Annotated in this window: 6 protein-coding genes; 4 read left to right on the top strand and 2 right to left on the bottom strand. The window is 76.5% G+C overall.

What is annotated here, in order from left to right:
• Nucleotides 1-235 precede the first annotated feature (235 nt).
• Entirely contained in the window at nt 236-2,248 is a 2,013-nt protein-coding gene (locus ACSMXW_RS10455) for an arabinofuranosyltransferase AftB family protein (protein WP_485805497.1), read from the bottom strand.
• A 177-nt stretch (nt 2,249-2,425) separates the two neighbouring features.
• On the opposite strand from ACSMXW_RS10455, the gene ACSMXW_RS10450 reads away from it, so the two are divergent.
• Nucleotides 2,426-3,160: a helix-turn-helix domain-containing protein gene (locus ACSMXW_RS10450; protein WP_485805495.1), complete on the top strand. Its 735-nt coding sequence runs from the start codon at nt 2,426-2,428 to the stop codon at nt 3,158-3,160.
• 163 nt (nt 3,161-3,323) lie between these two features.
• Nucleotides 3,324-5,312 (top strand): AMP-dependent synthetase/ligase, encoded by a 1,989-nt coding sequence (locus ACSMXW_RS10445; protein ID WP_485805493.1) that lies wholly within the window; start codon nt 3,324-3,326, stop codon nt 5,310-5,312.
• 79 nt (nt 5,313-5,391) lie between these two features.
• Here the strand turns inward: ACSMXW_RS10445 and ACSMXW_RS10440 are convergent, their stop codons facing one another.
• A complete protein-coding gene (locus ACSMXW_RS10440; RefSeq protein WP_485805491.1) occupies nt 5,392-6,156 on the bottom strand; it encodes a 4'-phosphopantetheinyl transferase family protein in 765 nt (254 codons plus the stop codon).
• A gap of 586 nt (nt 6,157-6,742) precedes the next feature.
• On the opposite strand from ACSMXW_RS10440, the gene ACSMXW_RS10435 reads away from it, so the two are divergent.
• Both ACSMXW_RS10435 and ACSMXW_RS10430 read left to right on the top strand, forming a co-directional pair.
• Entirely contained in the window at nt 6,743-7,807 is a 1,065-nt protein-coding gene (locus tag ACSMXW_RS10435; protein ID WP_485805490.1) for a ketoacyl-ACP synthase III family protein, read from the top strand.
• Nucleotides 7,808-8,042: 235 nt separating this feature from the next.
• Entirely contained in the window at nt 8,043-13,538 is a 5,496-nt protein-coding gene (locus tag ACSMXW_RS10430) for a type I polyketide synthase (protein WP_485805488.1), read from the top strand.
• The last annotated feature ends 2 nt before the right edge of the window (nt 13,539-13,540 follow it).

The following is a 13,540-nucleotide window of genomic DNA, read 5'->3' as shown; positions in this document are numbered from 1 at the left end:
TGGGCCCGGAAGGGCGCGAGAACGGCGTGAAAGGGCGGGGCGTGGCCGGGAAGAGGCCGGGAAGAGGTCGGGAAGAGGCCGGGGCGTGGCCGGAGGGGGCCGGGCGTGGCCGGGGAGGCTGGGGAGGGCCGGGTATGGCGCGGGTTGCCGGGAAGAGGACCCGGTCGGCGGGGAGCCGGCCGGGGCGGGCGTGTCCCCGGCGGTGGACTCGGCGGGCCTCGCGTGTGCCCTCGGCTCAGGGGGTCCTCTCCGGACGGTGCGGTCTGTGGCACAACTCCCGTTCCGCGCGGACCGGATCGGCCGGGAAGCGGAACGTGGTGCGGTGCCAGGCGCCCGTGAGGTTCCGCCAGAACCTGGCGGGGGTGAGCGGGGCGCGGGTGGCGGCGGTGAGGTCGGCCAGGGGGCCGCAGCGCAGGGCGCGACGGGCGGCGGCGACCCGGGCCCGTCCGGGGGCGCGCTCGCGGGTCGTCTCGCGGGCGCTCACGTGGCCGCGGGCCGCGCCCGGCGTGCGCGGTGTTCCCGGTGTTCCCGGTGTCCGGGGTGCCCCTGGTGCCCCGGTCGTGCTCGGCGCGCTGGTCGTGCCCGGCGGCAGGCCCCTGGGGGCGCCGCGGTCGGCGAGGATCCAGGCGCGCGGGAGGTGTTTGTCGTGGCCGACCCGGGCGCCCGCCTCCCGCTCGGTGTGCGCGGCGAGCGGGTAGCCGAGACCGATCGGGTCGAGCGCCGCGCCGGAGAGCGGGACCACGGTGCCGTTGAAGCCCAGCATGAGGTGGACCCCGGTCACCGAGGGCCCGGCACCGGGCAGCCGGGCGCCGTCCAGCACCAGCGCCGCCGAGCCGTCGTGCGCGGCCGCGCGCACCGTCCCGGCGTACCGGCGCAGCAGGGGTGCCGCCGTGAAGCGGTGGTGCACGGGATGCGCGGACGCGTTCTGGCGCACGTACACGCCGCGTTCGTCGGCGATCCCGGCCGGGCCCACCCGCCCCTCGTAGCCGACCCGCAGCCAGGCCGCGCAGCCCGCCGCCCAGACCGCGGCCACGGCCACCGCGCACACCTGGATCCGGCCCGCGGGCACGGCGAACACCGGGAGCAGCACCAGCAGCAGGCCCGGGAGCAGCATCCGGCCGTGCATGAAGTCCCCGCCGACCCTGATCACGTACAGCCAGCACAGGGCTCCGGCGAGGACCGGTGCGAGGGCCTGCGCGCGGCGGACGGTGACGGGGGCGGGCGTGGCGGCGGGGACGGCGGCCGGGCGGCCGCGGACCCGCCCGGGCCGCGGCCGCCCGGTCGCCGGCGCGGCACCTGTCGCCCGTGTGGCACCTGTCGCACGCGTGGCCCCCGCCGCACGCACGGCCCCCGTCGCCCGCACGGCACCCGCCGCTCCCGCCGCCACGGCGAGGGCCGGGACCCAGAGGTGGTAGGGGGCCATGAAGTCGCCGAAGTAGCCGAGACCGCGGGCCCAGAGGCTCACCGAGGCCTCCTTGGTGACCGCGGGCAGCGGCACCAGGTGCCCGTAGTAGCCCGCGCGGAACACCTCGTACGCGAGGGGCGCGGCGAGCGCAGCACCGAGCGCGCCGGCCGCCGCGCGCCACGGCGGGCGCGCGCACACCCACTGCGCCGCGAGGAGCACCGCCGACACCAGGCCGAGGTCCGGGCGGACCAGGGGTCCGAGGCCCAGCAGCGCGCTGGTCGCGGCCGAGCGGGGCCGTGTCACCAGCCGGAGCCAGGCGCCCGCCAGCCAGCAGGTGGTCAGGCCGGTCTCCAGGCCGGACGTCGCGAAGTCCCAGACGGGCGGCAGCGCGACGAGCACCAGGGAGCCGAGCGGCAGGACGGCGCGGGCGGGGCCCGGGCGTGCCGTGCCGGTGTGCAGGCGCACCGCGCCGAGGGTCGCGAGGGCGAAGCCGAGCACGGTCAGCAGCAGGCCGCCGTAGACCGCGGCCGTCGCGAGGTCCAGGCCGGGGAGTCCGGCGAGCACCAGCAGCCACTGCCAGAGCGTTCCCGTGGACGACTCGACGCGTTCACCGGCGTTGAGGACGGGACCGTGGCCCGCCAGGATCTGACGGGCCGTGCGCAGGTAGATGTGGCCGTCGTCGGACATCCAGCGGTGCTGGAACCCGGCTACGCCGACGAGGAGTACCGGCAGGCAGAGCACAGCCGCCACCGGCAGACGGGCCGTCAGCGGCGGCCGGGGGCACGGCCGTCCGCGGTCCGCCGCGGGCTCGGAGCCGCGGACGGGGGAGCGCGTGGACGTCATGCCCCGTTCCATCGGCCTCCGGCCGCGTGGCCTTGACGCAAGGCGGGGACGGGGTGCGCCGAACGGGTGCGCCGAACGGGTGCGGCCACCGGATGCGGGGGCCGCACCCCGGCCTGCCCAGGGGCGCGGCCGTACGGCGGAGTGGAAACGGCTTGCCGAAAGCGCAACATTGCGGGCATGACCCCGAAGCCGTCCTCGCGCTCCCAGCCGTCGTCGCGCTCCCGGCCCGCCTCCCCGCCCCGGTCGTCGCCCCCTGCGGCGAAGGCCCCTGCGGCGAAGGCGCCCGCGGCGAAGGCCCCCGCAGCGAAGGCCCCCGCGGTCGAGACCGCCGCGGGCGACGGCCTCGACGCCGTGCTCGACGCGGTCGGGCCCCGGCTGCGGGCCATCCGCAGGCAGCGCGGTGCCACGCTGGAACAGCTCGCCGAGCTGACCGGCATGTCCGTCAGCACCCTGTCCCGGATCGAGTCCGGCCGGCGGCGCCCCACGCTGGAGGTGCTGCTGCCCCTCGCGCGGGCGTACCACCTGCCGCTGGACGAGCTGGTCGGCGCGCCACCGACGGGCGACCCGCGCATCCACCCGCGGCCGGTGACCCGGAACGGCTCGGTGTGGGTGCCCCTCACCCGTTACTCCGGTGGTCTCAGGGCCTACAAGCAGATCATGCCGGTGCCCGAACGGCTCCCCGAGCGGCTGGAACAGCGGGTGCACGAGGGGCACGAGTGGCTCTACGTCCTCACCGGCACCCTGCGACTGGCCCTGGGCGAGAAGGACTTCCTGCTGGGGGCCGGGGAGGCGGCGGAGTTCGACACCCGGGTGCCGCACGGGCTGGCGAACGCCGGGCGCCAGCCCCTGGAACTGCTCATCATCTTCGGTGAGCAGGGCGAGCGGATGCATATGCGCGCCCGCACGAGGTGACGGCCGCGCCCCCAGAGGGCCGGGGCGCGGCCGCACCCGCCGCAGGGCGGGCGACTTCGGGGCGGACCCGCGGGCTTGAAGCGGGCTTGAAATGGTTTCTTACGCGTGAGTAAGTTGACTTGGGAGTAAGGAAGGATCCGCCGGCGCACGAACGGGAGCCGTCATGGGCGTACGCAGGGATCTGAAGCGGGCCGGGCGCCGTGCCGATCTCGCCGCCCGCGGCACGGTCGAGCTGGTCCGCGACGCGCACGGCACCGTGCGCGAGGCACGCACCGCTCCGCTGGCCGCGACCCCCGCCACGGGCAGCATCGCGGACATCCCCTTCACCAACGCCGCCGAGGCCCCGGACGCGGTCGTGCTGCGCCGCAAGACGGGCGGCACCTGGCGGCCGGTCACCGCGGCCGCCTTCGCCGCCGAGGTCACCGCCGTCGCCAAGGGCCTGATCGCGGCGGGCCTGGAGCCGGGCGGCCGGGTCGCCCTGATGTCCCGCACCCGCTACGAGTGGACCGTGCTGGACTTCGCCGTCTGGGCCGCGGGCGGCCAGAGCGTGCCCATCTACGCGACGTCGTCGGCCGCGCAGGTCGAGTGGATCCTGCGGGACTCCGGCGCCCGTTTCGTCATCGCCGAGACCCCCGAGAACGCGACCGTCGTCGAGGCCGCGGTGGCCGCGCTGCCCCAGGGCGAGCGGCCCTGGGTGCGGCAGATCGAACCGGGCACCGGAGCCGAGGCCGAGGGCGTCACCCGCGAGGGCCCCGCGGACGGACCGGTCGGCGCCGGGGCGCTCGCCGAACTGACCGGGCTCGGCCGCGACGTGGCGGACGACCAGATCACGGGGCGCCGCGGCGCCCTCACCCCCGGCACCATCGCCACCGTCTGCTACACCTCGGGCACCACGGGCCGCCCCAAGGGCTGCGTCCTCACGCACGGCAACCTGTACGCCGAGGCCGCCAACACCATCGACCTGCTGCACCCCGTCTTCAAGGCGGTCACCGGGCAGGCCGCAGCCACCCTGCTCTTCCTGCCGCTCGCGCACATCCTGGGCCGCACCATCCAGATCGCCTGCCTGCTCGCCCGGATAGAGCTGGGCCACTGCCCCAGCATCCGCCCGGACGACCTGCGCCCCGAACTCCGCTCCTTCCGGCCCAGCTTCGTGGTCGGCGTCCCCTACCTCTTCGAGAAGATCCACGACACCGACCGGGCCACCGCCGAGAGCATCGGCCGCGGCGCGTCCTTCGAGCGCGCGGACCGCCTCGGAGTGCGGTACGCGGAGGCCGCGCTCGGCGAGTTCCTCGGCACCGGCGAGGGGCCGGGGTTCGGGCTGACGCTGGCGTGGGCGCTGTACGACCTGCTGGTCTACCGGCGCATCCGCAAGGAGGTCGGCGGCCGGCTGCGCTACGCGATCAGCGGCGGCTCCCCGCTGGACCGGCGGCTGGGCCTCTTCTTCTTCGCGGCCGGCATCGTCATCTACGAGGGCTACGGCCTCACCGAGACCACCGCCGCCGCCACCATCACGCCGCCGCTGCGCCCCCGCCCGGGCACGGTGGGCCGGCCGGTGCCCGGCACCGCGATCCGCATCGCGGACGACGGCGAGGTGCTCGTCAAGGGCGCCATCGTCTTCGACTCGTACTGGAACGACCCCGCCGCCACCGACGCCGTCCTCACCGACGACTGGTTCGCCACCGGCGACCTCGGCGCCCTGGACGACGAGGGCTACCTGACCGTCACCGGACGGAAGAAGGACATCCTCGTCACCTCCGGCGGCAAGAACGTCTCGCCCAGCGTGCTGGAGGACCGGCTGCGCAGCCGTCCGCCGGTCGGGCAGTGCATGGTGGTCGGCGACCGGCGGCCCTACGTCGCGGCGCTGATCACCCTCGAACCGGACGCCGTCGCCCACTGGCTCGCCGTGCGGAAGATGCCCACCGGCACGCCGATGTCCGAGGTGATCCGCGACCCGCGCATGGTCGCCGACGTCCAGAAGGCCGTCGACCACGCCAACGCAGCGGTCTCCCGCGCCGAGTCCATCCGGCGGTTCGTGCTGGTCGAGGGCGAGTTCACCGAGGAGAACGGGATGCTGACGCCGTCGCTGAAGGTCCGGCGGCAGGCGGTGGCCGAGGCGTATGCGGGGCGGATCGAGGAGCTCTATCCGGGGTGAGGGCGGCCCGGGGCGCCGTACGCGGACGCCGTGCGTCGCCCGGGCGGCGAACGTGTGCCCGGGCCGCGCGGTCGTGGCCCTACGCCTGGATCGCCACCGCCGCGAGGTACCCCTGCGGGGCGCGGACGTCGATGAGCGTCCAGCCCGGCGGGCCCGGCGGGGGAGTGGGCCCGGTGCCCACGTAGTCCAGGGCGAGCCCCCGGGACAGACCCGTGCCGAGCGCCTTGAGGTAGGCCTCCTTGCGGGTCCACACCCGCCCGAACGCCGCGGCGCGCTCCTCGTCGGGGAGCGCGGCCAGCTCCGCGGACTCGTCCGGGTGCAGCATGTGCGCGGTCTGGTCGGCGACCTTCAGCGCGGGCGTCTCCTCGACGTCCGCGCCGACGGTGACCGGTGCCATGGCGACCAGGGCCAGGTCGCCGCTGTGCGAGAGCGAGAAGTGCAGGCCGCCGCCGGCCGCGCCGGCGACGGCGGGGCGGCCGTGCAGGTCTCCGCAGGTGGGGCAGGGCTCCCTGGTCAACCGCACCGCGGCGGGCTCCGTCCCCAGCCGGGCGCCGAGCAGCACCCGCAGTGCCACGTGGGCGGCGATGTAGGCCCTGCGGTGCTCCTCGCGGCGGAAGTCCGCGGCCCGCTTCTGCTCGGTGGGGTCCAGCACGTCGGGGGCCAGCTCGACGGCGGTGTCCGCCTCGTCCCGGACGTTCAGCATCCACAGCGACAGCCGCTCGGCGGTGGCCGGTGCGCCGTCCGGGGGCGTCCCGGCCGGTGCGGCATCCCCGGCGGCCGGGGTCCGACCGGTCAGCGGGGGGCGTGGCGACGGCAGGAGGCGGAACGCGCTGGGTGCGATCATCCTTCGAGCATATGCGGGCCGGGCCGGGCGGTTCGCCCTTTTGCCGCCCTTCGGGTTCGTCCTCGATCGCCGGGCGGGCGATGTGCGTTGCGGGAGCGTTCTTCTCGCTCCACGGACCCCTGTCGCCTCGCTCCACGGACCCCTGTCGCCGGAGCGTTCCCTGTCGCCGGAGCGTTCCCTGCCGCGGCCGGCGCGGAGCGGCCGGGCAGCCCGCCGAGCATGACGGTCGCGAACAGCCCCGGCGGCAGGGAGTGGGGACGGGGCGCGGCGTTCCGGCGGCTGCGGGCGCTGCTCGGCGGGGTGTGCGGCGCCCGGGGGCGCCGGTGGGGCTCCATTGCCGCCCGATGCGACGAAAGTTCGGGGTTAGGAGGGCTTAAGGACCGCGGACGAGACTCACCGGCAAGGCGGCAGTCGTGTTTGTGGCGTTTCCCGCGGGGCCGCCGACCGGCGGGCACGCCGGGCGGTGTCCGAGTGCCGTGCCGGGCCGGGCGCCGTGCCCGACCGGGTGGCGTCCGGCGGCCGGACGCGGCCGCCGGACGCGGCCACGGGGGCCCGGGAGTGGGGAAACGGAAGAGGGGACACATCCGTGCGCTTGTCCGATATGTTCGTCAGCGGTCTGGGGGTCTACCTGCCGTCGACGCTGATGAGCGTCGAGTCGGCCGTCGAACAGGGGCTGTACGACGAGGCGGAGATCGAGCTCCACCAGCTCGCCGGTGCGGCCGTGGCGGGCGACACGCCCGCGCCCGAGATGGCGCTCTCCGCCGCCCGCGACGCCTTCAAGAGCTGCGGCCGGCACCCGTCGGACGTCGACCTGCTGCTCTACGCGAGCACCTGGCACCAGGGCCCGGAGGGCTGGCTCCCGCACGCCTACCTCCAGCGCCACCTGGTCGGCGGCGAGGTGCCCGCGACCGGCATCCGGCAGGGCTGCAACGGCATGTTCAGCGCGATGGAGCTGGCCGCCAGCTACCTGCTCGCGGTGCCGGAGCGCGAGGCCGCGCTGCTGGTCGCGGCGGACAACTACGGCACCCCGATGATGGACCGCTTCAACATCGGCGCCGGCTACATCGGCGGCGACGCGGCGAGCGCGCTGGTGCTCACCAAGGAGCCCGGCTTCGCCCAGCTGCTGTCGGTGACCTCGGCGACCGTCGCCGAGGCCGAGGTGCTGCACCGGGGCGCCACCCCTCTCTTCCCGCCCAGCATCACCCTCGGCAGCGGCGTCAACTTCGGCGCCCGCGGCGGCGAGGCCCGGCGCAGGGCCGCGGCCAGGGCGCCCGGCGGCAAGCCCTCACCGGGCATGCTCGCCATGGCCAAGGTCCAGGAGCGCCAGCCCCAGGTCGTCCAGCAGGCGCTGGACGAGGCCGGCGTCACCCTCGGCGACATCACCCGCGTCGCCTACATGAGCTGCTCCCGCGAGATCGTCGAGCAGCGCTGCATGGCCCCGCTCGGGCTGCCGATGTCCAAGTCCACCTGGGACTTCGGGCGCACCGTCGGGCACTGCGGCGCCAGCGACCAGATGCTCGCCCTGCACCACCTGCTCGACACGGGGCAACTGGGCCCCGGCGACCACATGCTGATGCTCGCCAACGGGCCCGGCGTCGTCATCTCGGCCGCCGTCATCCGAATCCTCACCTCCCCGCCGGGAGCCGCCTGACCGCCGTCCGGGCCCCTCCCGGACCCCCGGCTCCCGGGCCCCCGGCTCCCGGGCCCGAACCACCGAGGGGCGCGCGCCCCGCCCGGTTCCGCCGGGCCGCACCGCCCCGCCGGGTACCGGGCCGGCGCCCTGGGCCCGGCCCGGGCGCGCCGTGGCTCTCCGTTGTGCTCCGTCATCCACCGCCAGGGTCGTGGCCCCAGAGGTCACCCGGTGATCTCGAAGGGAATGAACAGTGATGGTCGAAGGGCGACGACCGGGCGGACCGCGCCCGGAGGGTGCCGACGACAGCGGGCCCGGCGCCGAGCCGATCGCGGTGGTCGGTATCGGCTGCCGCTTCCCCGGCGCCGCGGACACCCCGGCGGACTTCTGGCGACTGCTGCTCAGCGGCGCGAACACCACCACCGAGGTGCCCGCGGACCGCTGGGAGTGCTACGCCGACCTCGGGCCCGACTACGCCTCCGTGCTGCGCGGCACCGTCGCCCGCGGCAGCTTCCTCGACGGCATCGACGGGTTCGACTCCGAGTTCTTCGGGATCTCCCCGCGGGAGGCCGAGCTGATGGACCCCCAGCAGCGCATCCTGCTGGAGGTCACCTGGGAGGCGCTGGAGAACGCCGGCATCCCGCCGCTGGGCCTGGCCGGCACCGACACCGGTGTCTTCGTAGGCTCCTGCACCGACGACTACCGCCGCCAGCTCCTCGAGGACCTGCCGCACATGGACGCGTGGAGCGGCATCGGCGCCGCCCGCTGCGCCGTCGCCAACCGCGTCTCCCACGTCCTCGACCTGCGCGGCCCCAGCCTCGCCGTGGACACCGCGTGCTCGGCCTCCCTGGTCGCGCTGCACCTGGCCTGCCAGAGCCTGCGCCTCAAGGAGAGCACGCTCGCGCTCGTCGGCGGCGTCAACCTGCTGGTGTCGCCCGGCGAGACCGTCACCCTCAACCTGGCCGGGGCGCTCGCGCCCGACGGCCGCTCCAAGGCCTTCGACGCCGGCGGCGACGGCTACGGACGCGGCGAGGGCTGCGGCGTCGTCGTCCTCAAGCGGCTCGCCGACGCCGAGCGGGACGGCGACCGGATCCTCGCCCTGGTGCGCGGCAGCGCCGTCAACCAGGACGGCCACACCCCCGGCATCATGGCGCCCTGCGGCGAGGCCCAGGAGTACGTCATGGCACGCGCCTGCGCCCAGGCCGGCATCGCCCCCGGCACCGTCGGCTACGTGGAGGCGCACGGCACCGGCACCCGCCTCGGCGACCCCCAGGAAGCCGCCGCGCTCACCGCCGTCTACGGCACCGGGCGGAGCCCCGGGGACCCCTGCCTGATCGGCTCCGTGAAGGCCAACATCGGCCACCTGGAGGGCGCCGCCGGCATCGCCAGCGTCATCAAGGCCGTGCTCGCCCTCGACCACGCCGAGATCCCCGCGAACCCGATCTTCACCGAGCTGAACCCCGACATCCCCTGGGCGGCCTCCGGGCTGCGGGTCGTCACCGAGCGCACCCCGTGGCCCGCCGCGGGCGGCCCCCGGCGCGCCGGCGTCTCCGGCTTCGGGTACGGCGGCACCGTCGCCCATGTCGTCCTGGAGCAGGCCCCCGAGCGGCCCGGGCCGGCCGCGGACCGCGCCGCGCCGGCCACCGGCGCGCTGCCCAGGCCCCGGCTCTACCCGCTCTCCGCCGGCTCCGACGACGCCCTGCGCACCCATGCGGGCGCCGTCGCCGACTGGCTCTCCGAGCACGGCGCGAAGGCCTCGCTCGCCGACCTCGGCCACACCCTCGCGGTGCGCCGCTCCCACCTGGACCACCGGGCCGCGGTCACCGCCACCGGCTGGGGCGACCTGGCGTCCAAGCTGCGCTTCCTCGCCGACGAGGAGGAGCCCGACGGCGTCGTCACCGCCACCCCGCTGCCGGACCAGGGCGCGGGGCTCGTCTGGGTGTTCTCCGGGCACGGCTCCCAGTGGACCGGCATGGGCCGCGACCTGCTGGCCACCGAACCCGCGTTCGCGGAGGTCGTCGACGCCCTCGAACCGGTCTTCCGGGAGGAGATCGGCTTCTCGCCGCGCCAGGTGCTCACCGACGGCGACTTCGCGTCCGTCGACCGCATCCAGACCATGATCTTCGTGATGCAGCTCGGCCTGGCCGCGGTGTGGCGGGCGCACGGCGTCGAGCCGGCCGCCGTCATCGGCCACTCCGTCGGCGAGATCGCCGCCGCCGTCACCTCCGGCGCGCTCGGCAGGGAGGACGGCGCGCGGCTGATCTGCCGCCGCTCCAGGCTGCTCCGCGAGGTAGCGGGCAAGGGCGCCATGGCGATGGCCGGCCTCGGCTTCGACGCGGTCACCGAGCGCCTCGCGGGACGCCCCGGCCTGACGGCCGCCATCGCCTCCTCCCCGGCGTCCACCGTCGTCGCCGGCGACCCCGCGGCCGTCGAGGCACTGGTGGCCGAGTGGGGCGCCGAGGGGATCGTGATGCGCCGCGTCGCCTCCGACGTGGCCTTCCACAGCCCCCACATGGACCCGCTGCTCGACCGCCTCACCGAGGCCGCCGCCGGCCTCGCCGCCCACCGCCCCGAACTGCCCGTCTACAGCACCGCCCTCGACGACCCGCGCGGCACCGGCGTGTACGGCGGCGGCGCCTACTGGGCGGCCAACCTGCGCAACCCGGTGCGCCTCGCGGCCGCGGTCGCCGCCGCCGCCGAGGACGGGCACCGCGCCTTCCTGGAGATCTCGCCGCACCCCGTGGTCACCTACTCCATCAGCGAGACGCTGAGCGAGACGGCCGGCATCGAGGACGCGGACGTCTTCGTCGGCGGCACCCTGCGCCGTGACACCCCGGAACAGCAGCGGTTCCTGACCGCCCTGGGCGACCTGCACTGCCACGGCGTCCCGGTGGACTGGACGCGCCTCCAGCCGGCCGGCGACCTGGTCACCGCCCCCACCAACCCCTGGCGGCACCGCTCGCTGTGGCGGGTGCCCCAGTACGGCTCGGGCGGCGAGGGCAAGGGGCACGATCCGGCCTCCCAGCACCTGCTGGGCTCCGCGACCCCGGTCGCCGGCAGCCAGGTGCGGCTCTGGCGGACCTGGCTCGACGACACCAACCGCCCCTACCCGGGCAGCCACAGCATCAACGGAGTCGAGATCGTGCCCGCCGCGGTCTTCCTCACCTCGTTCTTCCGCGCGGTCGGCGACGACGACACCGCGCCGCCCACCCTCACCGGCGTCTCCATGCGGCAGCCGCTGATGACGGCCGCCCGCCGCGAGGTGCAGGTCGTGCACGACGGCGGGGCGCTGCGGCTCTCCTCGCGCGCCGCCGACGGCGGCGACGACGCGCCCTGGCTCACCCACGCCGAGGCCGACCTGCCCGCCGGCGCCACCGCGCCCCGCGCGCTCGCCGGCTCGCCGCTCACCGGCGACGAGGACCTGGCCCCGGTGCCCACCACCCTCGTCCACGAGCGGCTGACCGCCGTCGGCGTGCCCTCCACCGGGTTCGCGTGGACCATCGAGGAACTGTGGCGCGGCACGGGCGCCCTGCGCGGCCGGGTGCGCACCGAGCCCACCGAACGGCCCGGCTGGGCGCCGGTGCTGGACGCGATGATGACCCTCGCCCCGGTGACCTACCCCGGCGACCCGGTGCTGCGGATGGTCGTCGAGGTCGGCGAGGTCACCGTCCAGGGCGCGCCGCCCGAGCACGTCACCGTCGACATCAAGGTGCGCGCCGACCGCGCCGACGCCGTGGACGTGGCCGTCATGGACGGCACGGGCCGCGTGGTGGCCCGCATGGACGGCCTGGTCTACGCGGTGATCGGCGCCGAGCAGCCGCTCGCCGCGGACCCGCGCACCCTCGTGCACCGGCTCGTCTGGCGGCCGTTCGAGCTGCCCGCGGGCGGGCGGGGCGGCCCGCGCGGGCCGGTGGACGCGGCCGGTGCCGCTCGGACCGTGGACGGGACGGGCGTCGTGGACGCGGTGCACGTGACCGGTGCCGTGGACGCGGGCGCCTCCGGGGCTCCGACCGGCTCCGGGACCCCGGCCGCCCGGCGCATCGTCCTCGTCGGCCCCGAGACCAAGCTCGCCGCCGAACTGACGGACCGCTGGACCGACGCGGGCCACACCTGCACCGCCGTGCCCGTCCCGGAGATGCTGGCCGCCCCCGGCGCCGGCCGGGAAGCGCCGACCGACCTGCTGCTCGTGGCACCGCCGCACGACCCCGGCGTGCCCGCCGACGAGGCCGCGGCCGGCCTGGCCTGGCTGCTCGCCAGGACCGTGCAGCGGGTGACGGCCGGCGCGGCGGGGGCCGAGCCGCCCCGGCTCTGGTGCCTCACCGGCGGCGCGGGGCGGAGCGAGACGGAGGACGGCCTGCCGCTCGCCGCCCTCGCCGGCGCCGGGCGGGCCGTCGCGGGCGAACACCCTGGCCTGTGGGGCGGGGCACTCGACGTGGACCCGTCCTTCGATCCGGCCGCGGCCGCCGAGGCGCTGCTCGGCATCATGGCCGCCGCGCCCGGCGAGGACGTGATCGCGCTGCGGGACGGCACCGCGCAGGTGGCCCGGCTCGCCCGCACCGGCGGCGCGGCGGCGCCCGCCGCCCCGGACTGCCGCCCCGACGGCACCTATCTCGTCACCGGCGGCCTCACCCCGCTCGGCCTCGCGGTCGCGAGCCGGCTCGCCGACCGCGGCGCCCGGCGCCTGGTGCTCGCCGACAGCGGGCCCTTCCCGCCGCGCTCCGCATGGGACAGCCCGGCCGACGACGCACAGCGCCGCTGGATCGACGGGGTACGCGCCCTGGAGGGCCGCGGCGTGACGGTCCGGGCCCTGCCGCTCGACGTCACCGACGCCGACCGCGCCCGGCTGCTGCGCGAACCCGACCTGCTGGGCCTGCCCCCGATCCGCGGCATCGTGCACGTCACCCCCGACACGGAGGCGCAAGCGCTGCGCGACCTCGACGAGGGGACCCTGCGCGCCGCGCTGAAGCCGCGGATGGCCGGTGCGTGGGTGCTGCACCGGCTCTTCCCCGCGGGGCAGATGGACTTCCTGGTGTTCTTCTCGTCCTGCGGCCACCTGCTGCGGCTGCCCGGGTGCACCGCGGACGCCGCGACGGCCGCCTTCCTGGACGCACTCACGGCACACCGCGGCGGCACCGCCGGCGACCGCACCCTCAGCCTGGGCCTCGCGCCCCGGCACGCGGAGAGCGGTACCGGGGAGCGCGGCACCGGGGAGGGCGAGCGTGCTGCCACGGACGGCGCCGCCGCGGCCGGCCTCTCGCCCGACGAGGCGTTCGCGGCCTGGGAACTGGCCGAGCGGCACGGCCCCGGCGGGTACGCCGTGCTGCGGGTCGGCCCCCCGGGAGAGGACGGCGACGGCCTGCCGGTGCTCAGCGAGGTCCGCGCCGAGGACGCCGCGGCGGCGGCCGCCGCGGACGGCGGCGACGAAGATCTGACCGGCCTCACCGCCGACCAGCTCCACGACCGGCTCGTCGAGCAGGTCAGGGAGCAGGTCGCCGCCGAGATGAAGCTCAGGTCCGAGGACCTGGACCCGCTGCGCTCCCTGGTGGAGCAGGGCCTGGACTCGGTGCTGACGATCATGGTCAGGAGGCGTCTGGAGAAGCGCTTCGGCCAGAGCCTGCCCGCGACCCTGCTGTGGCAGAAGCCCACCGTCTCCGCCGTCGCGGGGCACCTGGCGGGGCTGCTCGCGGGCGACGGTGCCGAACCGTCGGAGGGTACCGGGCCGGCCGGGACACCGGCCCTGGTGGTCGGCTGACC

The organism is Streptomyces sp. DSM 116793 (genome assembly GCF_057320905.1).
The sequence above is the reverse complement of the archived record's forward strand: the minus strand, read 5'-3'. Positions and strand labels throughout refer to the sequence as shown.